General features: G+C 71.4%; 25 protein-coding genes and 1 riboswitch. Of the genes, 14 read left to right on the forward strand and 11 right to left on the reverse strand.

The features are described from left to right. Positions 1 to 7: 7 nt before the first annotated feature. From EUA06_RS07255 to EUA06_RS22325, 8 genes are all read right to left on the reverse strand, one after another. Entirely contained in the window at positions 8 to 424 is a 417-nt protein-coding gene (locus tag EUA06_RS07255) for a VOC family protein (RefSeq protein WP_129474326.1), read from the reverse strand. Between the two features lie 31 nt (positions 425 to 455). Continuing rightward, the gene (locus EUA06_RS07260) at positions 456 to 776 is read right to left on the reverse strand and encodes a hypothetical protein (RefSeq protein ID WP_129474327.1); all 321 of its coding nucleotides are present in this window, start codon (positions 774 to 776) and stop codon (positions 456 to 458) included. Positions 777 to 845: 69 nt separating this feature from the next. Further along, positions 846 to 1,868: a ribonucleotide-diphosphate reductase subunit beta gene (locus tag EUA06_RS07265; protein WP_242498005.1), complete on the reverse strand. Its 1,023-nt coding sequence runs from the start codon at positions 1,866 to 1,868 to the stop codon at positions 846 to 848. Continuing rightward, positions 1,865 to 4,249: a ribonucleoside-diphosphate reductase subunit alpha gene (locus EUA06_RS07270; RefSeq protein WP_207208243.1), complete on the reverse strand. Its 2,385-nt coding sequence runs from the start codon at positions 4,247 to 4,249 to the stop codon at positions 1,865 to 1,867. The genes EUA06_RS07265 and EUA06_RS07270 overlap by 4 nt, the downstream gene beginning before the upstream one ends. A gap of 136 nt (positions 4,250 to 4,385) precedes the next feature. After that, positions 4,386 to 4,599, reverse strand: a riboswitch (cobalamin riboswitch). A 66-nt stretch (positions 4,600 to 4,665) separates the two neighbouring features. After that, positions 4,666 to 5,574, reverse strand: a complete 909-nt coding sequence (locus tag EUA06_RS07275; protein ID WP_129474328.1) for a pseudouridine-5'-phosphate glycosidase — start codon at positions 5,572 to 5,574, stop codon at positions 4,666 to 4,668. Beyond that, on the reverse strand, positions 5,574 to 6,467 hold the full coding sequence (locus EUA06_RS07280; protein ID WP_129474329.1) for a carbohydrate kinase family protein: 894 nt from the start codon (positions 6,465 to 6,467) through the stop codon (positions 5,574 to 5,576). Before EUA06_RS07280 ends, EUA06_RS07275 begins: the two co-directional genes overlap by 1 nt. A gap of 20 nt (positions 6,468 to 6,487) precedes the next feature. Then, positions 6,488 to 7,690, reverse strand: a complete 1,203-nt coding sequence (locus EUA06_RS07285) for an MFS transporter (protein ID WP_207208244.1) — start codon at positions 7,688 to 7,690, stop codon at positions 6,488 to 6,490. Further along, positions 7,674 to 8,021 (reverse strand): DUF3054 domain-containing protein, encoded by a 348-nt coding sequence (locus EUA06_RS22325; protein WP_165354297.1) that lies wholly within the window; start codon positions 8,019 to 8,021, stop codon positions 7,674 to 7,676. Before EUA06_RS22325 ends, EUA06_RS07285 begins: the two co-directional genes overlap by 17 nt. A 33-nt stretch (positions 8,022 to 8,054) precedes the next feature. Between EUA06_RS22325 and EUA06_RS07290 the strand changes: the two genes are divergently transcribed. From EUA06_RS07290 to EUA06_RS07300, 3 genes are read left to right on the forward strand one after another with little or no spacing between them, the layout of a single operon-like run. Beyond that, a complete protein-coding gene (locus EUA06_RS07290) occupies positions 8,055 to 9,344 on the forward strand; it encodes a cytochrome P450 (protein WP_129474330.1) in 1,290 nt (429 codons plus the stop codon). 29 nt (positions 9,345 to 9,373) lie between these two features. After that, positions 9,374 to 10,423, forward strand: coding sequence for a family 43 glycosylhydrolase (locus tag EUA06_RS07295; RefSeq protein ID WP_165354298.1), 1,050 nt, complete (start codon positions 9,374 to 9,376; stop codon positions 10,421 to 10,423). Between the two features lie 25 nt (positions 10,424 to 10,448). After that, positions 10,449 to 11,255: a thioesterase family protein gene (locus EUA06_RS07300; protein WP_129474332.1), complete on the forward strand. Its 807-nt coding sequence runs from the start codon at positions 10,449 to 10,451 to the stop codon at positions 11,253 to 11,255. Positions 11,256 to 11,299: 44 nt separating this feature from the next. Here the strand turns inward: EUA06_RS07300 and EUA06_RS07305 are convergent, their stop codons facing one another. Further along, on the reverse strand, positions 11,300 to 12,403 hold the full coding sequence (locus tag EUA06_RS07305) for a hypothetical protein (RefSeq protein ID WP_129474333.1): 1,104 nt from the start codon (positions 12,401 to 12,403) through the stop codon (positions 11,300 to 11,302). 356 nt (positions 12,404 to 12,759) lie between these two features. On the opposite strand from EUA06_RS07305, the gene EUA06_RS07310 reads away from it, so the two are divergent. From EUA06_RS07310 to EUA06_RS07330, 5 genes are all read left to right on the forward strand, one after another. After that, entirely contained in the window at positions 12,760 to 13,623 is an 864-nt protein-coding gene (locus tag EUA06_RS07310) for a hypothetical protein (protein ID WP_129474334.1), read from the forward strand. A gap of 98 nt (positions 13,624 to 13,721) precedes the next feature. After that, positions 13,722 to 14,015, forward strand: a complete 294-nt coding sequence (locus tag EUA06_RS07315) for a hypothetical protein (protein ID WP_242498006.1) — start codon at positions 13,722 to 13,724, stop codon at positions 14,013 to 14,015. 5 nt (positions 14,016 to 14,020) lie between these two features. After that, positions 14,021 to 14,923 carry an N-acetyl-1-D-myo-inositol-2-amino-2-deoxy-alpha-D-glucopyranoside deacetylase gene (mshB, locus tag EUA06_RS07320; protein WP_207208245.1) on the forward strand — a complete coding sequence of 301 codons (903 nt, stop codon included), beginning with the start codon at positions 14,021 to 14,023 and terminating at the stop codon, positions 14,921 to 14,923. Then, a complete protein-coding gene (locus EUA06_RS07325; protein ID WP_129474337.1) occupies positions 14,920 to 15,309 on the forward strand; it encodes a hypothetical protein in 390 nt (129 codons plus the stop codon). The genes mshB and EUA06_RS07325 overlap by 4 nt, the downstream gene beginning before the upstream one ends. Further along, a complete protein-coding gene (locus EUA06_RS07330) occupies positions 15,284 to 17,038 on the forward strand; it encodes a VanW family protein (protein ID WP_129474338.1) in 1,755 nt (584 codons plus the stop codon). Before EUA06_RS07325 ends, EUA06_RS07330 begins: the two co-directional genes overlap by 26 nt. A 31-nt stretch (positions 17,039 to 17,069) precedes the next feature. Here the strand turns inward: EUA06_RS07330 and aspS are convergent, their stop codons facing one another. Both aspS and EUA06_RS07340 read right to left on the reverse strand, forming a co-directional pair. After that, positions 17,070 to 18,332, reverse strand: coding sequence for an aspartate--tRNA(Asn) ligase (aspS, locus tag EUA06_RS07335; protein WP_129474339.1), 1,263 nt, complete (start codon positions 18,330 to 18,332; stop codon positions 17,070 to 17,072). A 209-nt stretch (positions 18,333 to 18,541) separates the two neighbouring features. Next, positions 18,542 to 19,459: a GNAT family N-acetyltransferase gene (locus tag EUA06_RS07340; protein ID WP_129474340.1), complete on the reverse strand. Its 918-nt coding sequence runs from the start codon at positions 19,457 to 19,459 to the stop codon at positions 18,542 to 18,544. A 66-nt stretch (positions 19,460 to 19,525) separates the two neighbouring features. On the opposite strand from EUA06_RS07340, the gene fdxA reads away from it, so the two are divergent. The 6 genes from fdxA to EUA06_RS07370 all read left to right on the forward strand — a co-directional run bounded on the left by fdxA (position 19,526) and on the right by EUA06_RS07370 (position 25,300). Then, positions 19,526 to 19,852: a ferredoxin gene (fdxA, locus tag EUA06_RS07345; protein WP_091193074.1), complete on the forward strand. Its 327-nt coding sequence runs from the start codon at positions 19,526 to 19,528 to the stop codon at positions 19,850 to 19,852. Continuing rightward, positions 19,852 to 20,970 (forward strand): succinyldiaminopimelate transaminase, encoded by a 1,119-nt coding sequence (gene dapC / locus EUA06_RS07350; RefSeq protein WP_129474341.1) that lies wholly within the window; start codon positions 19,852 to 19,854, stop codon positions 20,968 to 20,970. Before fdxA ends, dapC begins: the two co-directional genes overlap by 1 nt. Positions 20,971 to 21,177: 207 nt before the next feature. After that, complete coding sequence (locus tag EUA06_RS07355; RefSeq protein WP_129474342.1) at positions 21,178 to 22,164, forward strand: LacI family DNA-binding transcriptional regulator; 987 nt, start codon at positions 21,178 to 21,180, stop codon at positions 22,162 to 22,164. 4 nt (positions 22,165 to 22,168) lie between these two features. Beyond that, positions 22,169 to 23,470 (forward strand): sugar ABC transporter substrate-binding protein, encoded by a 1,302-nt coding sequence (locus EUA06_RS07360; RefSeq protein ID WP_129474343.1) that lies wholly within the window; start codon positions 22,169 to 22,171, stop codon positions 23,468 to 23,470. A gap of 1 nt (position 23,471) precedes the next feature. After that, positions 23,472 to 24,422, forward strand: a complete 951-nt coding sequence (locus EUA06_RS07365; protein WP_129474344.1) for a carbohydrate ABC transporter permease — start codon at positions 23,472 to 23,474, stop codon at positions 24,420 to 24,422. Then, positions 24,419 to 25,300: a carbohydrate ABC transporter permease gene (locus tag EUA06_RS07370; RefSeq protein WP_129474345.1), complete on the forward strand. Its 882-nt coding sequence runs from the start codon at positions 24,419 to 24,421 to the stop codon at positions 25,298 to 25,300. The genes EUA06_RS07365 and EUA06_RS07370 overlap by 4 nt, the downstream gene beginning before the upstream one ends. The last annotated feature ends 8 nt before the right edge of the window (positions 25,301 to 25,308 follow it).

The raw sequence follows: 25,308 nt of genomic DNA on the forward strand, positions 1-25,308 counted from the left end.
CGCCCGGTCACAGCGAGAAGTGCTCCGGCGCCAGGCTGCGGAGCACGCAGAACTCGTTGCCCTCGGGGTCGGCCAGCACGGTCCACGACTCCTCGCCGGTCTGCCCGATGTCGGCCCGGGTGGCGCCGAGCGCGAGGATCCGCTCGACCTCCTCCTCCTGGGAGCAGTCGACGGGCGAGACGTCGAAGTGGACCCGGTTCTTCGCCGCCTTCTCCTCGGGCACCTGCGCCAGGAAGATCGTCGGCGCGACCGGTCCCGAGCGCACGGCGTCGAGGAGCTCGGCGTCGGCGCGGCCGCCCGGCCCGATCTCGACGAGCCCGGGCTCGTGGTGCAGCACCTCCCAGTCGAGGACAGCGGTCCAGAACTCGGCCAGCCGGTCGGGGTCGTGGCAGTCGAGGGAGATCTCGGTCAGTCGGGAGGCCATGGGTCGATCCAAGCACGGCCGGGGCGGTGGGTCAGTCGCCGACGACCAGCGCGAGCAGCGCGAACACCAGCACCCCGGAGACGGCCATCCACACGATCGACAGCGCGAGCCAGATCGCCAGTCGCCTGTCCTGTCGCCAGGTGAACTCGTAGCGCAGGAACAGCAGTGGGCTCAGCACGACGAGCAGCCCGATGCCGACCATCAGCACCGGGCCGAAGCCGTACGCGCGCATCCCGTTGACGTCGAGGCCCCACAGCACCACCACGGCGACCAGGGTGAAGGGCACCTGCCAGCGGAGGCTCCGGACGTACGCCCGGAACAGGGCGCCCGAGCTGTCCGACCGAGGTGGCATGCGGCGATCCCATCACACGGCCGCGCCGAGCGGCGGGCGGCGGGCCCGCCCGCGCCCGCCGCCCTCCGCTCAGAAGTCCTCGTCGAACCCCACGGCCCCGGTCACGCCGACCTGGTAGGCCGAGACCTTGCGCTCGAAGAAGTTGGAGAGCTCCTGCACGTCCTGCAGCTCCATGAACGCCAGCGGGTTCTTCGAGCCGTAGATGATCGGCAGGTCCAGTCGCTCCATCCGGCGGTCGGCGACGTACTCCAGGTAGGAGCGCATGTCGGCCGTGGACAGGCCGGCCACCCCGCCGCCGAGCAGGTCGTCCGCGAACTGCGCCTCCGCGTCGACGCCGTCGATCAGCATCTGCCGGACCTGCGCCGCGAGCTCGTCGTCGAAGAGCTCAGGCTCCTCGGCCCGCACGGTGTCGACCACGTCGAAGGCGAAGGCCATGTGCATCGACTCGTCGCGGAAGACCCAGTTGGTGCCGGACGCGAGACCGTTGAGGAAGCCGCGCGAGCGCAGGAAGTAGACGTAGGCGAACGCGCCGTAGAAGAACAGCCCCTCGATGACCGCGGCGAAGCAGATCAGGTTGAGCAGGAACTTGCGGCGGTGCTCGCGGGTCTCGAGCTGGTCGAGGTCGAAGACCGAGTCGATCCAGGTGAAGCAGAAGTCGGCCTTGGCCTTGATCGAGGGGATGTTGTCGACGGCCGCGAACGCCTCGTGCCGCTCGGTCTCGTCGGGGACGTAGGTGTCGAGCAGGGTCAGGTAGAACTGCACGTGCACCGCCTCCTCGAACAGCTGTCGCGAGAGGTAGAGCCGGCCCTCCGGCGAGTTGATGTGCTGGTAGAGGTTGAGCACGAGGTTGTTGGCCACGATCGTGTCGCCGGTCGCGAAGAAGGCGACGAGGCGCGAGACCAGGTGCCGCTCGGCCTCGCTGAGCCGCTGGAGGTCCTTGAGGTCGGAGTGCAGGTCGACCTCCTCGACCGTCCAGGTGTTCTTGATCGCGTCGCGGTAGCGGTCGTAGAAGTGCGGGTAGCGCATCGGCCGCAGGGTGAGGTTCATCCCGGGGTCGAGCAGCATCTGGGTGTTCTCGTGAGTGATCGTCACTGGCAGGCCTCGCAGTTCTCGGGGTTCTCCAGCGAGCAGGCGAGTGCCTCGTCGTCGGAGAGGGTGGTGGGTGTGGTGGGTGCGTTGACCGACGTCGTCGTCTGCTGGATCCGCGTCGCCGGACGTGAGCGCAGGTAGTACGTCGTCTTGAGCCCGGCCTTCCACGCATGGAGGTACATCGACGAGAGCTTCCCGATCGACGGCCCGGCGATGAAGAGGTTGAGCGACTGGCTCTGGTCGATGTACGCCGACCGCTCCGCGGCCATGTCGATCAGCGCGCGCTGCGGCAGCTCCCACGCGGTGCGGAAGAGCTCGCGCACGTCGTCGGGCAGCTCGCTCACGCCCTGCACCGACCCCTCCGCCCGCTTGATCGCCTCGCGGACCTCGGGCGTCCAGAGACCGCGCGCCTTGAGCTCGCGGGTGAGCGCGGCGTTGACCTGGAGGAACTCGCCGGAGAGCGTCTCGCGCTTGAACAGGTTGGACACCTGCGGCTCGATGCACTCGTAGCAGCCCGCGATCGACGCGATGGTCGCCGTCGGTGCGATCGCGATGAGCAGCGAGTTGCGCAGCCCGTGCTCGGCGATGTCGGCACGCACCTGTGCCCACCGCTCGGACTGTGCGGGCGACGCGTCCCAGTGGTCGGGTTGCAGCACGCCAGCGGCGGCCCGCGTCTCGGCGTACGACGGGTGCGGTCCGTGGCGGCGCGCCAGGTCGACCGACACCTCGAGCGCCGTCAGGTAGATCTCCTCCTGCACCCGGGTCGAGAGCTCGCGCGCCTCGGCCGAGTCGAACGGCAGCCGGAGCGCGAAGAACGCGTCCTGCAGGCCCATCAGCCCGAGCCCGACCGGGCGCCAGCGTGGGTTGGAGGCGGCCGACTCGGTGCTCGGGTAGTAGTTGATGTCGATGACCCGGTCGAGCAGCGGCACCGCCGTGCGCACGGTCTCGCGGAGCTTGTCCCAGTCGATGCCGTCGGCGGTCAGGTGCTGGGCGAGGTTGATCGAGCCCAGGTTGCAGACCGCGGTCTCGTCGTCGGAGGACACCTCGATGATCTCGGTGCAGAGGTTGGACAGGTGGACGACCGGACCGCCCGCCCCCTGTCCGGGACGCTGATCGCGGGTCTGGTTGCAGGTGCGGTTGCTGGCGTCCTTGAAGGTCATCCAGCCGTTGCCGGTCTGGGCCAGGGTGCGCATCATCTTCCCGTAGAGCTCGCGCGCCTTGACCTGCCGGACGTAGCGGCCGTCCTCCTCGGCACGGCGGTAGGCCTCGTCGAACGCGGCACCCCACAGGTCCGGCAGCTCCGGGGCCTGGTCGGGGTCGATCAGCGACCAGTCGGCATCGGCCTCGACCCGTCGCATGAACTCGTCCGGCACCCAGTGGGCGAGGTTGAGGTTGTGGGTGCGGCGCGCGTCCTCGCCGGTGTTGTCGCGGAGCTCGAGGAACTCCTCGACGTCGGGGTGCCACGGCTCGAGGTAGACGCAGGCGGCGCCCTTGCGGCGTCCGCCCTGGTTGACCGCGGAGACCGACGAGTCGAGGGTGCGCAGGAACGGCACGATGCCGTTGGACTGGCCGTTGGTGCCGCGGATCAGCGCGCCGCGGGAGCGCACCCGGGAGAACCCGATCCCGATGCCGCCGGCGAACTTCGACAGCTTGGCGACCTGCGCGTAGCGCGCGTAGATCGAGTCGAGGTCGTCGCGGGGGCTGTCGACGAGGTAGCACGACGACATCTGCGTGTGCCGGGTGCCGGAGTTGAACAGCGTCGGGCTGCTCGGCAGGTAGGCCAGCGACGACATCAGCCGGTAGAACCGGATCGCCTCGCCGGGGCTCTGCGCGAGACCGGACGCGACCCGCAGCAGGAAGTACTGCGGCGTCTCGACCACGAGCCGGCTCGACGGGTGGCGGAGCAGGTAGCGGTCGTAGACCGTGCGCAGCCCGAAGTACTCGAAGCGGTGGTCGGCACCGTCGTCGATCGCGAAGTCGAGCTTGCGGGCGTTGTCCTTGACGAACCGCGCGGTGTCGTCGCCGATCAGGCCCTCGGCGTGACCGAGCGCGACCGACTGGCTGAACGACATGACCCCCTGGTTGCGGACCTCCTTGTCGATGTAGCCCGCCAGCAGGCGTGCGGCCAGCCGGGAGTACTGCGGCTCCTCGCCGATCATCTCCGCGGCCGTCTGGATCGACAGCCGGTCCAGCTCGGCGGTGGTGGCGCCGTCGTACAACCCGCTGATCGTGCGGGTCGCGACCCGCATCGGGTCCACGTCGGCCAGGTCGGCGCTGACCCGGTCGACCGCCCGCACGATCTTGTTGACGTCGACAGGCTCGCTGTCGCCGTTCCGCTTGCGCACCTGCATGGCCGTACGGCCCGGTGACTCGGTGATGGTCACTTCTCTCTCCTCGCGAGATGGACGGAGTCCGGGGTCGCGGGAGAGGAGGGCGTACGACGCTGGCGACGGGGAGTGCCCGCGCAGACGTCGTACGTGCCCACCGGCCGTCCCACGAGGCCTCGGACCACCGCACCCGGACGGGCGCGGTGCGCTGGCAGGTCTTCGGACTCATGGGCACGTCGAACGTTCTCGACCCCTACTGGCCGTCGCTTCCCAGATCGTGCGATCCAGTGCTGTGTGACGGCTGTCGTTCCCACTCACCGCTGCGGGGCAGTCCCGGACTCACACCGGGTTCCCTGTTGCCTCGACGCGCCTGGATGACGCGCCGAACCAGCTGCGTGGAACACCATATGTAGGGCAGATAGCGAAGTGGGGGACCACATCTTGTGTCGGCGTGTCCTGCGGAAAACCGCAGGTCAGCGTCCGGCGTACGCCCCGGCGATCGCCGCGCCGAGCCTCGCGTTGTGCTCCACGAGGGCGATGTTGGCCTTCAGCGACTCGCCGTCGGTGATCTCGACGATGCGCCCGAGGAGGTAGGGCGTCGCGTCCTTGCCGCGGATGCCGAGCGCGTCCATGTCGCCGAGCGCCCGGTCGATGATCGCGCCGATCTCGTCGGCGGGGATCTCGGCCTCCGCCGGGATCGGGTTCGCGACGACCACGCCGCCGTCGAGCCCGAGGTCCCACTTCGCCTTCATGAGTGCGGCGACCTCGGCGGGGGTGTCGACGCGCATCGGCGCGCCGAACCCCGACGAGCGGGAGAAGAACGACGGGAACTCGTCGGTGCCGTAGCCCAGCACCGGCACGCCCAGCGTCTCCAGCTTCTCGAGCGTCAGCCCGATGTCGAGGATGCTCTTCACGCCGGCGCAGACCACGGCCACCGACGTCGTCGACAGCTCGGTGAGGTCCGCCGACACGTCGTACGACGTCTCGGCACCGCGGTGCACGCCGCCGAGCCCGCCGGTCACGAAGACGCCGATGCCGGCGAGGGCCGCCAGCCGCATCGTCGAGGCGACGGTCGTCGCCCCGTGCAGGCCGCGCGAGACGACGTAGGGCAGGTCGCGGATGGACACCTTGATGACGGACTCGTCGGAGGCGAGGAGCTCGAGGTCGTCGGGGGAGAGGCCGATCGTCGGCTTCCCGTGCAGGACCGCGATGGTCGCCGGCACCGCGCCGCCGTCGCGGACGATGCCCTCGACGGTGCGGGCCATCTCGACGTTCTGCGGGTAGGGCATGCCGTGGCTGATGATCGTGCTCTCCAGCGCGACGACGGGCCGGCCGTCTGAGAGCGCGTCGCGGACCTCGTCGGTGATCGTCAGCATGGACATCAGGGCTCCTCGGTGAGTACGACGGCCAGGTCCGGCCGGACAGTGTGCGGGCTCTCGATGGTGGCGGCCGCCGCGCGGTGGCCCGCGCGCGCCGCCGCGACCGGGTCGGCGCCGTCCAGCCACGCGGCGACCCACGCGGCGAGCATCGCGTCGCCGGCACCGGTGACGTCGACGACGGTCGCAGGCTCGGGGGCCAGGTGGACGGGCTCGCTGCCGCTGGTGCACATCCACGAGCCGTCCGCGCCCTGCCGCACCCAGACGTGCTCGACGCCGCGGGCGTGCAGGTCGGCGACGGACTCGCGCCACTGGTCGGTGGGTCGGCCGGTGACGGCCGCCAGCTCGTCGGCGTTGGGGGTGACGAGGAAGAGGTCGTGCACGAGGTCGGCGAGCCTCGCGGCCTTGGCGACCGACACCGGCTCGAAGGCCACCCGCACGTCCGCTGCCGCGGCTGCCGCCACGACGAGCGACGCCTGCGCGTGGGCGAGGTTGCCGTCCACCACGACCAGCGCGGCATCGCTCAGGTGCACGGTCTCGAGCACCAGCGCGTCGACGACGGCCATGTCGGAGACCGCCGCGACGAGCTCGCCGGCATCGTCGAGGACAGCGGTGTAGGTGCCGGTCGCGGCGCCCGGCACGCGGCGTACGGCCGAGACGTCCGCACCGCACGCGGCCGTCACGCGCAGGGCCTCGTCGCCGAAGGCGTCCTCGCCCACGGCCGACACCAGCCGCACCGGGGCACCGAGGAGGCCGAGACAGGCGGCGATGTTGCGGCCGACGCCTCCCGGCGAGATCCGCGTGTGGCCGGGGTTGCTCGTGGCGGCGACGAGCGGGGCGGAGGTGCGGGCGACGACGTCCATGTTGGTGCCGCCGACGACCACCACCCAGTTCTCCACGGGCAGATCCTGACAGAGGGTCAGATCTCGTCGTCGACGTACGCCGGTCGCGCGACGCGGAGCCCGGCGAAGGTCAACGGCACCGACGTCAGTGCGAGCAGCACCAGCACCAGCGTCCAGTCGCCGGTCGCCTCGTGCACCAGGCCGACGGCGAAGGGACCGATCGCGGCCAGGGCGTAGCCGATCGGCTGCACGAAGCCGGAGAGCTGGGCAGTCACCGAGGGGTGCCGCGTGCGTGCGGTGATGAGCGAGATGGCGGTCGGGAAGGCCAGTCCGGAGAAGCCGAGCGAGAACGCCCACATCCAGGGGACCGTCGCGGGGGCGAGCAGCAGGCCGACGTAGCCGACCGCGAGCGTCAGTCCGAAGAGCACCATCAGCCCGCGGAGCCCGCGTCCGCGGGCGATCACGGTCGGCATCGCGAGCGCGCCGAGGATGCCGACGCCCGAGAGCAGTCCCTGCAGGGCGCCGGCGTGGGACGCGGAGAGCCCGGCGTCGCGGTAGATGGTGGGCACCCAGCCGAACTGGACGTAGGCGTGCATGGACTGGATGCCGAAGAGCACGGTGAGCGCGATCGCCGTGGGTGAGTGGACCACGCGTCCCGACGGCGCCTCGCCGCTGACGTCGTGCTCGGTCGGCGAACGCCGCTCGCGCAGCGCCAGCCACACCCACAGCGGCACCGCGACCGCGAGCAGCACGCCCCACACCCCGAGCCCGGCCTGCCACGAATCCGTCGCCTCCGTGACGGGGGCGGTGACGATCACCGCGAACGTGGCGCCGACGACGAGCCCGGTGCCGTAGACCGTCATCAGCACGACCGCGTGGCCGTGGGCCTTGACCCAGGCGGGGACGAGCACGTTGCCGACCGCCATCCCGGACAGGGCCACGACGGTGAGGACGAGGAAGAGCGGCACGCTGTCCGTCGCCACCCGCAGCAGCAGGCCCGCCGCTGCAGCGGCGAGGCCGATGGCGATGCCCGCGGTCATCCCGACCTTGCGCGCGAAGCCCACCGCGAGCGCGCCGACGACGCCGAAGCAGAGACCCGGCAGGCCGGTCATCGCACCCGCGATGCCCGCGCTCATGCCGAGGCCGTCGCGCACCTCCTGGAGCACCGGGCCGGGCGACGAGGCGCCCGGTCGCAGGTTGATCGAGACGAGGACGATCGCGATGACGAGGACGGCGAAGGGGAGGGCTGCGCCGCGCGGGCGGTCATCGACGTCGGACACGTGCAACGACTCTAGGCAGCACCAGCAGCGCGCCGAGGACGAGGGTGGCGACCACCACGAAGGCGGTGGCCGTGCCCTGGCCGCTCGCCTGTCGCAGCAGCATCCCGACGACCAGCGCGCCGAGCCAGACGACCACTCCCGAGGCGACTGCCTCGGGCGGACGGCGTACGACGACCAGGGCGGCCCTGGCGACCAGCGTGCCCGCCAGGAACGGCCAGGCAGTGGTCCACCAGCCGCCGGCGGTGAGGGTGCCGTAGTGGCTGAGTCGGCCGATGACCGCGAAGACGGCAACCAGCATGAGATCGATCACGAGCCACCTTCGACCGGACATGGGACCGACCCTAGGCACAGCTACTGTCGGGACATGAAGTCGACGGTCCACTGGGGCGTGGCCCACGGGCTGCCCACGCTGTTCCTGCGGCGGGCCGCAGCTCGCGGGGACCTGCAGGCACAGCTCATCCGGGTCGGGTCGATGGGTTCGGAGGAGAGGGTCTTCGACCTCATCGAGGACATCCGCTCGCGCGGCCCGCTCTACCGCTCCGGCATCGGGCAGGTGGCGACCAGCCACGCCGCCGTACGCCAGGTGCTGACCAGCGACGACTTCCGCTCGGGGCTGCCGACCGACGAGGGGATGCTCGGCCGGATCGGTCGGTGGGCCTCACCCACCACGCTCCACCCGGTGCAGCCGCCGTCGCTGCTGGTGACCGAGCCGCCCGACCACACCCGCTACCGCAAGCTGGTCACCCGGGTCTTCACGATGCGTGCGGTCGAGCGGCTGCGCGAGCGCACCGAGGAGATCGCGGCCGACCTGCTCGACGCCCTCGAGCCGCGGGCGACGAGCCCGGTCGACCTGGTCGAGTCCTACTGCGCGCAGCTGCCGGTGACCGTCATCGCCGAGATCCTCGGGGTCCCGGACGCCGAGCGCGGGAAGGTCCTCGACTTCGGGTCGGCGGCCGCGCCGAGCCTCGACCTCGGGCTGGGACTGGCCCGCTACCGCTCGGTCTCGCAGGCGCTGGCGCGCTTCGACGCCTGGCTCGGCGACCACCTCGAGCACCTGCGACGCGAGCCCGGCGACAACCTGCTGAGCCAGCTCGTCGCGGCGCGCGAGGACGGGCAGGGCCTCGACGAGACCGAGCTCAAGGCCACCGCCGGCCTGGTCCTCGCCGCCGGCTTCGAGACGACCGTGAACCTCCTCGGCAACGGCATCGCGCTGCTCCACGAGCACCCGTCCGAGCGGGCTCGCGTGGTCGAGGACCCGTCGCTGTGGACCAACGTCGTCGAGGAGGCGCTGCGGCTAGACCCGCCGGTGCTGCTCACCGGGCGGATGGCGCTGCGCGACACCGAGGTCGCCGGCCAGTCCGTCCGCGCCGGGTCGATGGTGACCGCGATCCTCGGCGCCGCCAACCGCGACCCCGAGGTCTTCGACGACCCGGTGCGCTTCGACGTCGGCCGCGCCAACGCCCGCGAGCACATCGCCTTCTCTGCCGGGCGGCACCACTGCCTCGGCGCCCAGCTGGCGCGGATGGAGGGCGAGGTCGGGCTGCGCGCGATCTGGGACCGCTACCCCGACCTGCGCCTCGAGCCGGGCGCCCGTCGTCGGGAGACCCGCATCCTGCGTGGCTACGAGCGACTTCCCGCCACGCTGCGTCCCTAGTTGGCTTGCAGGCGCGATACCGTCCGGCGGTGTCGATCCGGGGAGCAGTACGCCTGCTCGTGCTGCTGCTGACCGCCACCCTTCTCGGGGTCGCGTCCCCCGCGCTCGCCGACGACTCCGTCCCGCGTCCCGTCCTCGGCGTCGACTTCCCCGACCCGGCCGTCGTCGCCACCGGGTCGGGCCTGGTCGCCTACTCCACCGGCGACCGCGTGCCCCATGCCTGGTCGCGCAGCGCCGACGGTCCGTGGCGGCGCGGCCCCGGGCTGCTCACCCACAAGCCGTCGTGGTCGCGCGACGGCGGGATCTGGGCGGTCGACGTCGCACGCGTCCGGGGCACGTGGCTCCTCTACTACGCGACGCCCGTGCCGAGCCTGGGCGCGACCGGTCGCTGCATCGGCGTCGCCCGCTCCGGGTCCGCGCGCGGTCCGTTCCGCCCGGTCGGGCGCCGTCCGCTGGTGTGTCCGTCGTACACCCGGGTGCCCACGGCGCAGGACCCGCTCCTGCCGCGCGACCCCACCCTCCCGCGCGCCGGCGTGATCGACCCGTCCTTCTTCCGCGACGCCGACGGCACGCCGTACCTCCTCTACAAGACCGACCGCATCCCCTCGACCGTCCGCATCGTCCCGCTCGCGCCGACCGGGCAGTCGGTCGCGCCCGGCGCGACCAGCCTCGAGCTGGTGCGCTCGGCCGGCGTGATCGAGAACCCCGTCCTCACCCAGCGTCCCGAGGGCTACGTCATGTTCGCGTCGGAGGGCGACTGGACCCGGTGCGGCTACGCGACGACGTGGCGGTCGTCGCCGCTGCTGCTCGACTGGTCGGCCGCCGTGCCGACGACCCTGCTCGACACCGTGACGACGCCGCTCTGCGGGCCCGGCGGCGCGGACCTCGTCGAGGGCAGCGGCGGCCGGACGCTGGCGTTCCTCCACGGCTGGACCTGCCGCGGCACCGACCTCCCGTGCGTCGGCCGGGGCAAGTGGGACATGAAGCCGCGCCAGCGCGGCATCCGGGCGATGTACGCCGCCGAGCTGGGCTGGGTCGGCGGTGTGCCGGAGGTCACCGGCTGGCTCCGGGCTCCCTGAGGCCGGACCGTCCTAGGCTCGGCCCATGGCATCTGAGTGGGACTCGCACACCTCGCTGACCGCGTCCGGCGACGGTCTCTTCGGCGCCGAGCTCGATCCCGGCTGGCTGGTCGGCGGCGGCGTCAACGGCGGCTACCTGCTCGGCATCGTCGGTCGGGCGATCGCCGAGGCCGTGCCGGCCAAGCCCCACCCGCTCGCGGTCAGCGCCTACTACCTCTCCGCGTCCACGCCCGGCCCCGCGCAGGTCTCGACCCAGGTGCTGCGCGAGGGCGGCAGCGTCGCCACCGTGGCAGCCGAGCTCGGCCAGGAGGGCGCTACGCGCATCACCGCGCTGGCGACGTACGGCGACCTGCGGGCGATGCCGTCCGACGTCTCGACCACGGCCGTCGAGCCCACGCTCCCGCCGGTCGAGGAGTGCGTGCCCGGGACGATGGCCCCGGAGGAGGTGCGCCGGGTCGCGCCGCTGATGGAGCGCTTCGACCTCCGCTTCGACCCGGCGTGCGTGGGCTGGGCGATGGGTGCGCCGAGCGGCAACGGCCACATCCAGGCGTGGTTCCGGATGGCCGACGGGCACGAGGTCGACCCGGTCGGGCTGCTGATGGTCTGCGACGCGCTGCCGCCGGTGACCTTCGACCTCGGCCGACCCGGCTGGGCGCCGACGCTCGAGCTGACCGTGCACGTGCGCGCCGTCCCCGCTCCCGGGTGGCTGAAGGTCTCGCACCGCACCCGCAACGTCGCGGGCGGGATGTTCGAGGAGGACTGCGAGGTCTGGGACTCGGCCGGGCGGCTGGTCGCCCAGAGCCGGCAGCTCGCGATGCAGCCGCGCGGCTGACCTGCGCCGATGGACCGTGAGTCTCCCAGCGACTCACGGGCCAGTCAGTCGAAGAACGCGCGGTCCATCGACACGATCCAGCGGCGTCGGGGGTGCTCGGTCACCGACCAGATCCGGTCGGTCGACGGCCAGTAGGACAGGTCCTCCGGACCCATCGGCAGCGCCCAGCGGTGCACCTTCATCGAGCCGGGCTGGCCGGCGCACACCGTCCCCGGCATCCACGGCCCGTGCGAGACCGTCACGTGGTAGCGCCCCGAGGCGATCACCGCCCCCTGCATCTGGCGCACCCCGCCCTCGTCGAGCGCCAGCGGTCGGGAGAAGCCGTCGTCGCCCACGGCGAGCTGCCACGTCTGCGGGTCCAGGGGGTAGCGGGCCAGCCGGGTCGTGGCCTTCGCGCCGAGGGCGTACTCACCTGCGATCAGCGCGGGCGGGTCCGAGCGCCGGTCGAGCGACATGAAGGAGTAGCGCAGCTTCTCGTGGCCCTCGTCGGTGAAGGCCTGGTAGGTGAAGCGCACCGGCAGCACGTAGCGGTGGCCGTAGGAGTAGAGACGCGCGCCGTCGAGGCCGAACTTCTCCGGGTGGTCGTCGTCGCCGCTCACCCGCATGATGTCGTCGACGCGTGCGGTGACGAAGCCGCGGTTGGTGGCCGCGATGTGGAGGTAGGGACCGGCCCACACGATGCCGCCGGCGTGGATGCTCATCGGCTTCAGCACCAGGTGGCCGGCCTTGTCGAAGACCGGCGAGACCAGCAGGACGTGGCGGTACTTCCCGGAGTCGAGGTCGACGAAGGTCACCCGTGACCCGCGCTTGGTGCCGTCCCTGCCGGTCGAGTACCACGTCGTGACGACCACCCTCCGGCCGCCGATGTCCTCGGTGTCGGAGGAGTCGGCGCTCGTCGAGATGCCCTGCGGGTACCACTGCTCGTCGCGCTCGTCGTAGTCGTCCCAGCGGTACGCCTCGCGCACCGCCCGCCCCAGCAGCCGAGGCGCCCGCGAGCGGCGTACGTCGTACTTCAGGTCGGCGAGCACCCCGTCGAGCCCGGTCGGCTCGCCCAGCACCTCCGCGAGCGCCGCGATCTCGCGCACGTTCTCGTCCGTGCGCTGCAGGTGCACCCCCTCGACGTAGGGCGACTCCGACGCGGTGCTCACGCGTTCGACCCTAGCCAGCGCCGGCCCGCCTGCCGTCCCCTCAACGGGTAGTCCCCATCGAATGGGTCGTCCAGCTGGCGCCGCCGCAGCCCACTTGATGGGGACTACGTCAGGAAGGAGGTGCCACCAGACGTCCACAGGTCGGCTGCCCGTGCACTGTCCACAGGCTCCGCACCCGGCGGACGACGTACGTCGGTGTGCCGCGGTCTGCTCGTCCGATGGACGAACACCGATGGTCGCCACGCACTCCTCGGGCGACTCACCTCGTGAGGCCTGTCCGGGTCGATGTCGACGGGGCGGTCGGACCGACACGTTCGCAGGCCAGGGGGCCGAGCTGGAGACAGACGTCGTCGGGGATGTACGTCCCGGCCGACATCGACGAGACATCCGTCGAGCAGCGCATCCTCGAACAGGGCAGCCGGATCCGGATGCACGGGGCAGTGACCGGTTGGGCCGGCCTGCGGTGGAGGGGAACGACGTTCTTCGACGGCACGGCAGCGGCCGACGAGCTGCTGCCCGTACCGGTGGTGGTCGGCCACGGCCTGCTCCGCCCGGACCCGCGGATCACCGTCAGCTTCGAACAGCTTCCGCCGCGTGAGCGCGAGCTGGTGGACGGCGTATGGACGGCGGTGGCCGAGCGGGCCCTCTTCGACGAGGTCCGCCGTCACCGGGTCATGCGCCAGGCGATCGTGGACATCGAGATGGCCATCGCGGCCCATGAGGTGACGGCCGATGGGTTCCGGGCGTACGTCGCCTCCCGGAACGCCTGGACCGGTGTGGGCTTCGCGAGGGACGCGGCCGCTGTCGCGGGTTTCGGTTGCTGGAGCCCGCAGGAGGTGCGGATGGTGCTCGTATGGGTCATCGACGCCGAGCTCACCCGACCGTTGTGCAACCGACCGGTGTTCGACCTAGCGGGGAACCTCTTGGCGATCCCCGACCTGTTCGATGAGGAGGCGGGTTGCGCCGGCGAGTACCAGGGCGCAGACCACAAGGACGGCGAGCGCCATCGTGAAGATGTCGCACGACACGAACGGCTCCGCACGGCCGGCATCGAGGTGTTCGAAGTGGTCGGCGGCGACCTGCGGGACGCCGATCTGGTGGCGAAGCGCATGCACGCCGCGCGCGACCGGTCCCTGTTCCTCCCGCCGGAGCGTCGGGGGTGGACGCTCGAGAAGCCAGCCTGGTGGGAACCGTGGGCGCAGGCCCACGGGCTCGCCTGATCTTCCCGTCGGGGTAGTCCCCATCAGATGGGCTGTCGCCAACCGATCATCACGACCCATTTGATGGGGACTACCGCAGGCCGGGGAGGATGGCCCCCGTGAGGGCGATCTTCTTCGGCGAGGACGACGCGCAGGCAGTCGTACGACGCCTCCGCGCGGACGGGTTCGAGGCGCACGTCGAGCGGGAGCGGCTGGCGGGGGAGGACGACGACGAGGACCACCCGTGGGCGGTCGTCACCGACGCCCCGGCCTTCATGCTCGAGGTGCTCGTCGACACCCATGACGGCTGGCTCGACGAGGACGACGACGGGCCGGGGGAACAGGGACCACCGCTCCCGCCGTTGCACCTCCCGATGGCGCCGAAACGGATCAAGCGCCCAGACCTAGGCTGAGGTTCATGACCGACCACCGCATGCTGCTCGTCCACGCCCACCCCGATGACGAGTCCATCGGCACCGGCGCCACGATGGCGCGCTACGTCGACGAGGGCGTCGGCGTCACCCTGGTCACCTGCACGGCGGGCGAGATGGGCGAGGTCCTGGTGCCCGACCTGGCCCACCTCGCCTACGAGAAGGAGGGCGGCCTCGGTGAGCGCCGCCGCGGCGAGCTCGACGAGGCGATGAGGGTCCTCGGCGTCACCGACCACCGCTTCCTCGGCGGGTTCGGTCGCTTCCACGACTCCGGGATGGCCTGGCACGAGGACGGTCACGCGATCCCGGCCGAGTCCATCCCTGACAACGCGTTCTGGACCACCGACCTCATCGAGGCCGCCGACGAGCTGGTGAAGGTGATCCGCGAGGTGCGCCCGCAGGTGCTCGTCACCTACGACCAGTTCGGCGGCTACGGCCACCCCGACCACATCCAGGCCCACCGCGTCGCGATGTACGCCGCCCAGCTCGGCGCCGCGCCCTCCTACCGCGTCGACCTCGGTGAGCCGCACGACATCACGAAGATCTACTGGACCGCGATGAGCGAGTCGCGGATGCGCGAGAGCCTCCGGAAGCTCCGCGAGTCCGGCGACACCGAGACCTTCAAGGGCATGGAGCCCGACGGCAAGCTGCCGCCCTTCGTCACCCCCGACGAGCTGATCAGCGCCCGCGTCGACGGCTCCGCCACGGTTGGGCGCAAGATGGACGCCCTGCGCAAGCACGCCACCCAGGTCGAGCAGGACGGCCACTTCTTCTCCGGCGCCGAGAGCGGCCACTCGTGGTGGTCCGACGAGTACTACCGCCTGGTCAAGGGCACCGCCGGCCCCGCCGGCTCCGACGGGTTCGAGGAGGACCTCTTCGCCGGGCTGTGAGCACCGCCGTGATGGCGCTGCTCGCCAGCGTCGTCGGTCTCCTCTCCGGAGCGGCCGGCACGCTGCTCCACCAGCACTGGTGGGGCCTGGCACTGGCGCTCGTCGCCGGCATCGCGACCCTCGGGTGGCTTCCGCCGGGCGTCGTACGCCTCGCGTTCGCCGTCGGGTGGTGCCTGGCGGTCGCGCGGGGCGCGGTCGAGCGCCCGGCGGGCGGCTTCCTCGTCGCCTCCGACGCCGCCGGCTGGTCCTGGCTGGCGGCCTCGTTCGTGCTGCTGCTGGCCGCCTTGGCGACCCTCCGGAGCGGAGCCACGGCGCGCCGAGGATCAGGGAGTTCGAGGACTCCTTACCTAGACTCGCCGCGTGGCGAAGAACCCCAGGAGCACTAGCGAGCAGCCCCGCGACAAGGCCGGCGCGTCGGTCGTCGTGTGGCTCCTGCTCGGCCTCGTGGTGCTCTTCGGCGGGCTCTACGTCGCCGCCCACTACATCGCCGGCGACAAGGTCCCGCGCAACACGACGGTCTCCGGCGTCCGCATCGGCGGGCACCCGCAGGCCGAGGCTGCCCAGCGGCTCGAGGCGGGCCTCGCCGACAAGGTCAACCGCGACATCGCGACCACGGTCGAGGGCCAGCCGGTGGCGATCGCCCCGGCGCAGGCAGGACTTGGTGTCGACTACGAGGCGTCCGTCGCCGAGGCCGGCGGCGAGGAGAGCTGGGACCCGGTCCGGCTCTGGAACTACTTCACCGGCGGTGACGCCTTCGAGGCCGAGGTGGTCGTCGACGACACCGCCTTCGAGACCTACCTCACCGGCCTCGACGAGCAGTACGGCGCCACGGCCCGTGACGGCGCGGTGTCGTTCGACGGCGCGCGGGTGGTCACGAAGAAGGCGCGCACCGGCGCGGCCCTCGACCCGAGCGACACCCTCGCCGTGCTGCGTACGGCCTTCCTCGAGGACGAGCCCGGCGAGGTCGCGCTCGAGATGACCGACGTCGTCCCGGCGATCGACGCGAGTGACGTCGAGGAGACCCTCGACACCTTCGCCTCGCCGGCCGTGGCGGCGCCGGTGACGCTGAGCTTCGAGGGATCGAACGTCAAGGTCTTCCCGGCCGACTACACCGCCGCCCTCAGCCTCGTGCCGACCGACGGCGAGCTCGTGCCGACGCTCGACGCCGCGAAGCTCACCGAGGTCGTCGGGGCCAAGGTCACGAGCGGCGCACCCGTCGATGCGACCGTCACCCTCGTCAACGGCACGCCGCAGGTCGTCCCCGCCAAGCCCGGTGTCACCTTCGACGAGCAGCAGCTCGAGGCCGGCTTCCTCGAGACCGTCGCGAAGCCGCAGGGCGAGCGCACGCTGACGCTGGCCGCCAAGGTCGCGCAGCCCGCCTTCACCACCAAGGACGCGCGCGCCCTCAAGATCCGCGAGCAGGTGTCGACCTTCACCACCTACTTCCCCTACGCCGAGTACCGCAACATCAACCTCGGCCGGGCCGCCGAGCTCATCGACGGCACCGTGCTCAAGCCGGGGGAGACGTTCTCGCTCAACGGCACCGTGGGCGAGCGCACCGTGGCGAACGGCTTCACCAAGGGTTACGTGATCAGCGACGGCATCCTCATCCAGGACCTCGGCGGCGGCGTCTCGCAGATCGCGACGACGACGTTCAACGCGATGTTCTTCGCCGGCCTCGAGGACGTCGAGCACAAGCCGCACTCGTTCTACATCGACCGCTACCCGATCGGTCGCGAGGCGACGGTGGCCTGGGGGGCCGTCGACCTGCAGTTCAGGAACGACACCCCCTACGGCATCCTCATCGACGCCTCGGTCACCCCCTCGACTCCCAGCACCTCCGGCTCCGCCACGGTGACCATGTACTCGACGAAGTACTGGGACATCACCACCACCGCGGGTGAGCGCTACAACCTCACCAAGGCCAAGGTGCGCAGGATCGACGACCTGACGTGCCACGCCAACGAGGGCTACGGCGGCTTCGACATCGACGTCGTGCGCTACTTCACGCCCGTCAACGGCAACACCGAGACCCGCGACGACGAGGTCTTCAGCACGACGTACACGCCCAGCGACACGGTCATCTGCACCAACCCCGACGCCGTCGACGAGTAGTCGCCGACGGCGCCGGGCCGATCACGGAGCCCTAGGGCGTGAGCCGGTGCAGGTCGCGCGGGAAGAGCGTGACCTCGCGGACGTTGGCCGCCTCGACCAGCCGCGCCACCCAGCGCTCCAGCCCGATCGCGAAACCACCGTGCGGCGGCATCCCGTGCCGGAACGCCTGGAGATAGGAGTCGTACGCCGACGGGTCCTCGCCGCGTGCCCGGATGGCCTGCGCGTAGTCGGACGGCCGGTGCAGCCGCTGGCCGCCGGTCACCAGCTCGAGGCCGCGGAAGAGCAGGTCGAAGCTGTTGGACCACCGCTCGTCGCCGGGCTGGGGATGGGTGTAGAACGGCCGCTTCGCCATCGGGTAGCCCTCGACGGCCACGAAGTCGCTGCCGTGCTCGGCCAGCGCCCACGCGCCGAGCGCCCGCTCGTGCTCGGGTGCGAGGTCGGGCTCGTCGGCCGGCGCGCCGACCAGGGCGAGCGCCTCGGCGAAGTGGACCACCGGGATCTCCTCCGGCACGACCGGCAGCCGGGCGCCGGCCCGCTCGGCGAGCGAGGGCTCGATCGACGCGACCATCCCCGCGAGCACCTCGCGCAGGACCGCGAGCACGTCGCGGTGGTCCTCGATGAAGCCGAGCTCGACGTCGAGGGACCGGTACTCCGCGAGGTGACGCACCGTGTCGTGCGGCTCGGCGCGGAACACCGGCCCCACCTCGTACACCCGCTCGAAGACCCCGACGAGCTGCTGCTTGTAGAACTGCGGGCTCTGCGCGAGGTACGCCGGCCGGCCGAACCAGTCGACCTCGAAGACCGACGAGCCGGACTCCGTCGCCGTCCCCACGATCTTCGGCGTGGCCACCTCGGTGAACCCGAGCCCGTCGAGGGTCGCCCGGAAGCCCTTCAGCGACGCCGCCGCGAGCTCCCACTTCGCGCGCTGGGAGGGGTGACGCCAGAGGACGGGTGCGTGGTCGAGCAGCGTGGGCAGCGACGCGTCGAGCGACGGGCGCCAGAGCTCGACCGGCGGGGTCGCGGCCGGCTCGGTCAACAGCTCGACGACGGCCTCGGTGACCTCGACGCCGCCGGGTGCCTGGGCGTTCGCGGTCGCGGTGCCGGTGACCCGGACGGTCGTCTCCTCGGGCGGCACCGGCGTGCCGGCCGGCAGCACGACCTGGGCGAGCCCGCTGCGGTCGCGCAGCACGAGGAAGGTGACCCGCGACAGCTCGCGTCGGCGGTGCACCCAACCCTCGAGAGTGACGGTCGAGCCGGGTTCGGTAGTGGCGAGCGACGTACAGAGTGATCTCATGGATACCTCCAGGTGGATGTGGCCCTGGAGGTGTGGGCGGGGGCAAGGTCGCGGTGCCACCACACCTTCGCCGGCTGAGAAGACCGGCCTCTCGTCGGTGTACGCCGGACGCGCGGACGGCCGCGTCGCTGCTGGCGTGCAGGAGGGGTGTCAGTCCTCACGGTCGTCGCGACGATGATGCGGGCCGGTCCGACGTCGCAGCAAGTCGATTAACTCGCGGACAGGTAGCGGTTGGTGTGGTGCGTGGTGAAGCCGTGCCGCTCGTAGAGCGCGATCGCGCCGGTGTTGACGACCTCGACGTGGAGCAGCGCGGTGGTGGCACCGAGGGAGGCGCCCCAGTCCAGCAGCTCGGCGAGCACCGCGGTCGCGAGACCGCGGCGACGGTGGGCGGGGTCCACGGCGACGGACTCGAGGAGCAGCCAGTCGCCGGACAGCACGCCCCGGCCCGACGCGACTCCGTCCGCCAGGGAGACGGTGGCCTCGCGCGGCGACTCGTCGAGCGTCGCCTCCACGGTCGGCGCGACCGCGCGCACGGACCGCAGGGCCCGCGCGACAGACGCCAGCTGGGCGTGGGCGTCGCCGTCGCCGGTGGAGCCGAAGCCGAGCGGGAGCAGGGTCTTCTCGACCACGGACCCGCGCTGGACCTGGAGCATCGGCGGCTGGTCGAGCGCGTCGTAGAAGCGGCGTACGCCGAACGCCGCGTCCGCCCAGCCGATCCCGGGCTCGCGCATCGCCAGCGCCGAGTTGCCCCGGCGCCGCAGCCGGCCGCCGTGCGGGGGAGAGGCGCGGAGCAGCCAGTCGCCCAGGGGCTCGGTCGAGATCGTCGACCAGAGCGCGCCGATGTGCTCCTCGACCTCGTGGGCCTCGACCCGCGACCGGACCGACGCGCGCGGGGGCACCGGCTTGCCGGTGACGATGTCAACCAGGGCGATGGAGACGGGGCCGATCTTGTCGGTCGGGCCGTCGCGATCGACGATCAGGGTGTCCGCACCCCACGACGTGCACACGCCCAGGACGTCGGTCGCGGAGCCGTCGGGCAGCCGGTGTCGTACGACGATCCGCTGGCCCACGACGTGCGGCCCGAGGGAGTGCTGGCCCACTGGCTGGGGTTCTGACTTCTCCGACACGCCCCGGATACTAGAGTGATCCTCGTCTGACCCCCATCCGTGCTCCCCGCTCCTCAGGAGGACCTGGTGACCTACGTCATCGCCCAGCCGTGCGTCGACCTCAAGGACCGCGCGTGCGTCGATGAGTGCCCCGTCGACTGCATCTACGAGGGCAAGCGGATGCTCTACATCCACCCCGACGAGTGCGTCGACTGCGGCGCCTGCGAGCCGGTCTGCCCGGTCGAGGCGATCTTCTACGAGGACGACACCCCGGAGGAGTGGAAGGGCTACTACGACGCCAACGTCCACTTCTTCGACGACCTCGGCTCGCCCGGTGGCGCCGCCAAGATGGGCGTCATCGACGCCGACCACGCGCTCGTCGCCGCGCTGCCCCCGCAGGAGCACGACGAGTGATGGCCGGGCCGGTCTCCGGCCGCCTCCCGGACTTCCCCTGGGACAAGCTCACCGACCACGCCGCGACGGCACGGTCGCACCCCGACGGCGTCGTCGACCTCTCGGTCGGCACGCCCGTCGACCCGACTCCCGAGGTCGTGCAGCAGGCCCTCCGCGACGCCGCTGACTCACCGGGCTATCCCACGACGATCGGCCTCGAGGCCACCCGTCGCGCGGCGATCGACTGGCTGGCCCGCCGTCACGCGGTCACCGGCCTCGGCCTCGACGGCGTGCTGCCGGTCATCGGCTCCAAGGAGCTGATCGGCTCGATGGCGGTGCACCTCGGCATCGGCCCCGGTGACCTCGTCGGCTACCCGGCCCTGGCCTACCCGACGTACGAGGTCGGCGCCGCGCTCGCGGGTGCCGACAGCCTGGCCACCGACTCCCTGACCGCGTTCGGCCCACGCACTCCGCGGCTGCTGTGGCTCAACAGCCCGGCCAACCCCAGCGGTCGGGTCCTGCCGCTCGCGCACCTGCGCAAGGTCGTCGAGTGGTGCCGCGAGCGGGGCACGATCCTCGTGTCCGACGAGTGCTACATCGAGTGCGCCTGGTCGGGGGACGCCCCTCTCTCGATCCTCGACCCGCAGGTCAGCGGCGGCTCGCACGACGGCATCCTCGCCGTCCACTCGCTGTCCAAGCGCTCGAACCTCGCGGGCTACCGCTGCGCCTTCGTCGCCGGCGACCCCGCCCTGGTCGGCGAGCTGCTCGCGGTCCGCAAGAACCTCGGCCTCCAGATGCCCGGGCCCCAGCAGCGCGCGATGATCGCGGCACTGGAGGACGACGCGCACGTCGACGTGCAGCACGCGACGTACGCCGCCCGCCGGGCGAAGCTGAAGCAGGCGCTGGAGTCGGCCGGGTTCCGGATCGACCACTCCGAGGCGTCGCTCTACCTCTGGGCGCAGCGTCTGTCAGGTGCGGGTGCCGAGGACTGCTGGAGCACGGTCGCGTGGCTGGCCGCCCGGGGCATCCTCGTGGCTCCGGGGGACTTCTACGGCGCCGCCGGGAAGCAGCACGTCCGGGTCGCCTTCACCGCCACCGACGAGCGCGTCGACGCCGCGGTGGCCCGCCTCTCCGCCTGAACCGCCAGGGCGCGAACTGGGAGGGCGAGTCGGGCACTTGTAGGCCTTTGCGACCCCCTCCAAGTGTCAGAGTCCCCGCCCGTGCGGGGACTCATGCAGACCCCCGCGACACGCCCGGGCGACCCACCAGGGGTTGACAGAGGCAGGTGATCACCGTCACGGTGTAACCGGTTTCTGTAACCGGTTTCAGGCTCAAGGAGGTGTCGGATGGCGTCCACGATCCGCGACGTGGCCAGGAGCGCCGGCGTCTCCATCGCGACCGTCTCCCGCGCGATGCGCGAGCCCTCGATCGTCAGTGTCGAGACCCTCCGCCGGGTCCGCGAGGCGGCCGACCAGCTCGACTACACGCCCTCCCAGCTGGGCCGCCAGCTCGCCGAGCGCCGCCACGGCGCGAACGGCATCGTCTTCCCCGATCTCTCGGGTCCCTACTACGGCGAGGTCGTCGTCGGCTACGAGGACGTCGCGTCCGAGCTCGGCCGCGCGGTCCTCATCCTCGCCACCCACGGACGCCCCGCAGCGCGCGAGATGATCACCCGCCTCGCCGGTCGCTGCGACGGACTCGTCGTGCTGGGCCACACGGTCTCCGACGACGTGCTCCTCGAGCTGGCCGAGCGCGGCGTCCCGCTGGTCACCGTGGCCCGGCCGCCGGTCACCGGCGTGGACTCCGTCGCCGCGGAGAACCACCGCACCGCCCATGCCCTCGCGAGCCACCTGGCCGCCTCGGGCGCCCGGTCCGTGGTGTTCCTCGGCAACCCGGACCGCTCGCCCGACGTCACCGAGCGCCTCGCCGGGCTGCGCGCCGGCGCCGACGAGGCCGGCCTCGAGGTGAGCGAGCTGCGCGTCGAGACCATGGACGAGCAGGGCGGTGCCGTCGCCGCCGAGCACCTCTGCCAGCAGGATGCCCTGCCCGACGCGATCGCGTGCGCCAACGACGAGCTCGCGCTCGGCCTGATGACCGCCCTGCGCGAGCGCGGTGTCGTCGTCCCGCGCGACGTCCTCGTTACCGGCTGGGACGACATCATGGCCGCCCGCTACGCCGAGCTGACCACTGTCCGACAGCCCCTCCGCGACCTCGGTGCCACCGCCGCCCGCTTCCTCGACGACCTGATCGCCGGCCGCCGGGCCGAGCCGCGCATCGAGGTCCTCCCCACCGAGCTCATCGTTCGATCCAGCAGTTCCCCCCGCGAAAGGTAAGAACATGACCACCCCCGCCACCAACCCACTCCGACGCACGGCGCGAGCAGGTGCGATCCTCGGACTCGCCTCCCTGGCCCTCGTGGCCTGCGGCCGCGACGCCGGCAGCGACGCCCCCGTCGAGCAGGGCGAGGCCATCGGGGACGGCAAGGCCACCGGCACGATCGAGGTCTGGGCCATGGGCACCGAGGGCGAGGTGCTCGGCGACTTCGCCGAGGCCTTCGCCGAGGAGAACCCCGACGCCGAGGTCGAGGTCACGGCCGTCCCGTGGGACAGCGCCCACGACAAGATCGCCAACGCGATCGCCGCCGGTGAGACCCCCGACGTGACGCTCGTCGGCACGACGTGGATGGGCGAGTTCGCCGAGTCCGGCGGCCTCGAGCCCCTCCCGGAGGACCTCGTCGACTCCGCCGCCTTCTTCGACGGCGCGTGGGGCAGCACCGAGGTGGGCGGCACCTCCTTCGGCGTGCCCTGGTACGTCGAGACCCGCGTCCTCTACTACCGCAAGGACCTGGCCCAGAAGGCCGGCTGGGACGAGGCCCCCACCTCGTGGGACGACCTCAAGCAGTTCACCCAGGACCTCCAGTCCAAGGGTGGCGCGGAGTACGGCATCCAGCTCCAGGCCGGCAACACCGGCTCGTGGCAGACGGTGCTGCCGTTCGCGTGGACCAACGGCGCTGCCGTGACCAACGAGGAGGGCACGGAGTACACCATCGACAGCCCCGAGATGGTCGAGGCGCTCGACTACTACACGTCCTTCTTCGACGAAGGCATCTCGCCGACGCGGATGCTCGACCCGGGCGAGCTCGAGAGCGGCTTCGCCGACGGCACCTACGGCTCGTTCATCTCCGGCCCCTGGCACACCGGCCTGGTCGAGGACCAGGGCGTGGACGAGGACCAGTACGGCGTCGCGCTGCTGCCGGGCGTCGACAGCGCCGGCGGTACGTCGTTCGTCGGCGGCGGCGACCTGGCGGTCTTCTCCGACTCCGACAACAAGGAGAGCGCCTGGAAGTTCGTCCAGTGGCTCGCCGACCCCGCGACCCAGCAGGGCTTCTACGACGAGGTGGGCGACCTGCCCGCCGTCTCGGAGTCGTGGGAGACCGGCGAGCTCTCGGAGGACCCGCAGCTGACCGTGTTCGGTGAGCAGCTCGACAACGCCCTCGCCCCGCCGGCCGTGCCGACGTGGGAGGAGGTCGCCACCGTGATCGACGGTGAGGTCGAGAAGGCCACGAAGGGCGACACCTCGGTCGAGGACGCCGTTGCGGAGATGCAGCGCCAGGCCGAGCAGATCGGCACCGGTCTGTGACATGAGCACCGTCACCCGCACCGGCTCGAGCAGGAGCAGGCACGTGGACCCCACGCGGCGGCAGCAGGCCGTCGCCGCGTGGGCGCTCGCGCTGCCGTTCGTGCTGCTGTTCGCGGTGTTCAGCCTCGGGCCCGTGCTCGCGAGCCTCGGGATGAGCTTCACCGACATGCGGCGCACCGACATCCGCGACCCGCTCGCGGTCAACCCGGTCGGCCTGGACAACTACGTCCAGCTCGTCCAGGACCCGCTGTTCCGCAAGGTCACCCTCAACACCCTGCTCTACCTGCTGCTCGGCGTGCCGGCGACCATGGCGGTCGCCCTCCTGGTCGCCATCGGCATCAACCGGGTCGAGCGGTTCCGCGGGTTCTTCCGCGTCGGCTACTACCTGCCCGTCGTGACGAGCATCGTCGCGGTGTCAGTGGTCTGGAAGTTCCTCTACCGCGACAACGGCGGCCTCTTCAACACCCTGCTCGGCTGGGTCGGGATCGACGGTCCCGGCTGGCTCGACAGCACCACGCTGGCCCTGCCGTCGCTGGTCCTGATGGCCGTGTGGCGCAACTTCGGCACGCTGATGGTCATCTTCCTGGCGGGTCTCCAGACCATCCCGCAGGAGGTCAACGAAGCGGCCGAGGTCGACGGCGCCAGCGGCTGGGCGCGGTTCCGCCACATCACGCTGCCGATGCTGCGACCCACGCTGCTGTTCGGCGCGGTCATCACCGGCCTCGGCTACCTCCAGTTCTTCGAGGAGGCGTTCGTGATGACCAAGGGCGGTCCGCTCGACTCGACCCGGTCGGCCACCTACTTCACCTTCGACCAGTTCGGGTTCGGCAACTACGGCTACGCAGCGGCGGCCAGCTACCTGCTGTTCCTCGCCGTCGTCCTCCTCACGTGGGCGCAGTTCCGCTGGCTGGGAGAGCGCGACGACGCGACCGTCAAGGGAGCGAAGAAATGAGCACGATCACCGCTGAGAAGCAGACCGCGCCGAAGGCCCCGGCTGCCCGCGACGGAGGGGAGTGGCGTCGTACGCCGTCGTGGCTCTACGCCGTCCTGTTCGTCGGGCTGTTCCTGGTCGTCGTCCCGTTCGTCTGGATGCTGCTCTCGAGCATCAAGCCCGAGGCCGAGGTGCGCGCCGTGCCGCCGACATGGTGGCCCGAGACGATCACCCTCGACAACTACGCCACCTTGTTCACCAAGCTCGACTTCCCGACGTACTTCCTGAACTCGGCGATCGTCGCGCTGGCCGTCACGGCCGGCAACATGGTGTTCTGCTCGATGCTCGGCTACGCGCTGGCCAAGCTGGACTTCCCCGGCAAGAAGGCGCTCTTCGCGATCGTCCTGGGCACCCTGATGATCCCCGGCGTCGTGACCTTCGTGCCGCTCTTCGTGCTGACGACCAACATCGGGCTGTCCAACACGCTCCTGGGGATGATCCTGCCGTTCCTGGCAGGGCCCTTCGGGGTCTTCCTCATGCGTCAGTTCATCCAGACGCTGCCCGACGAGCTCATCCAGGCGGCCCGCATCGACGGCGCGGGCGAGCTGAGGATCTTCTTCTCGGTGATCCTGCCGCTGTGCGGACCTGCGCTCGCGACGCTCGGGATCCTGACGTTCCTGACCTCGTGGAACAACTTCCTGTGGCCGCTCGTGGTGGCGCAGACCGAGGACAAGTACACCCTCCCGGTCGCCCTCGCGCTCTACTCCGTCGGCCAGAACGCCACGCAGTACGGACTCCTCCTCGCCGGGTCGGTCGTCGTCGTGCTGCCCGTGCTCGCCATCTTCCTGGTCCTGCAGCGCCACATCATGCAGGGCATCGCGATGACCGGCATCAAGTAGCCACGCCA

The sequence above is a fragment of the Nocardioides glacieisoli genome, assembly GCF_004137245.1.
Taxonomy (GTDB): Bacteria; Actinomycetota; Actinomycetes; order Propionibacteriales; family Nocardioidaceae; genus Nocardioides; species Nocardioides glacieisoli.

What these genes read in the sequence shown, in the direction of transcription:
- EUA06_RS07370 (WP_129474345.1), top strand. Translation starts at nt 24,419, where the DNA reads ATGAGCACGATCACCGCTGAGAAGCAGACCGCGCCGAAGGCCCCGGCT.
- EUA06_RS07365 (WP_129474344.1), top strand. Translation starts at nt 23,472, where the DNA reads ATGAGCACCGTCACCCGCACCGGCTCGAGCAGGAGCAGGCACGTGGAC.
- EUA06_RS07355 (WP_129474342.1), top strand. Translation starts at nt 21,178, where the DNA reads ATGGCGTCCACGATCCGCGACGTGGCCAGGAGCGCCGGCGTCTCCATC.
- EUA06_RS07310 (WP_129474334.1), top strand. Translation starts at nt 12,760, where the DNA reads ATGTACGTCCCGGCCGACATCGACGAGACATCCGTCGAGCAGCGCATC.
- dapC (WP_129474341.1), top strand. Translation starts at nt 19,852, where the DNA reads ATGGCCGGGCCGGTCTCCGGCCGCCTCCCGGACTTCCCCTGGGACAAG.
- EUA06_RS22325 (WP_165354297.1), bottom strand. Translation starts at nt 8,021, where the DNA reads ATGTCCGGTCGAAGGTGGCTCGTGATCGATCTCATGCTGGTTGCCGTC.
- EUA06_RS07300 (WP_129474332.1), top strand. Translation starts at nt 10,449, where the DNA reads ATGGCATCTGAGTGGGACTCGCACACCTCGCTGACCGCGTCCGGCGAC.
- EUA06_RS07255 (WP_129474326.1), bottom strand. Translation starts at nt 424, where the DNA reads ATGGCCTCCCGACTGACCGAGATCTCCCTCGACTGCCACGACCCCGAC.
- aspS (WP_129474339.1), bottom strand. Translation starts at nt 18,332, where the DNA reads ATGAGATCACTCTGTACGTCGCTCGCCACTACCGAACCCGGCTCGACC.
- mshB (WP_207208245.1), top strand. Translation starts at nt 14,021, where the DNA reads ATGACCGACCACCGCATGCTGCTCGTCCACGCCCACCCCGATGACGAG.
- EUA06_RS07290 (WP_129474330.1), top strand. Translation starts at nt 8,055, where the DNA reads ATGAAGTCGACGGTCCACTGGGGCGTGGCCCACGGGCTGCCCACGCTG.
- EUA06_RS07275 (WP_129474328.1), bottom strand. Translation starts at nt 5,574, where the DNA reads ATGTCCATGCTGACGATCACCGACGAGGTCCGCGACGCGCTCTCAGAC.
- EUA06_RS07360 (WP_129474343.1), top strand. Translation starts at nt 22,169, where the DNA reads ATGACCACCCCCGCCACCAACCCACTCCGACGCACGGCGCGAGCAGGT.
- EUA06_RS07260 (WP_129474327.1), bottom strand. Translation starts at nt 776, where the DNA reads ATGCCACCTCGGTCGGACAGCTCGGGCGCCCTGTTCCGGGCGTACGTC.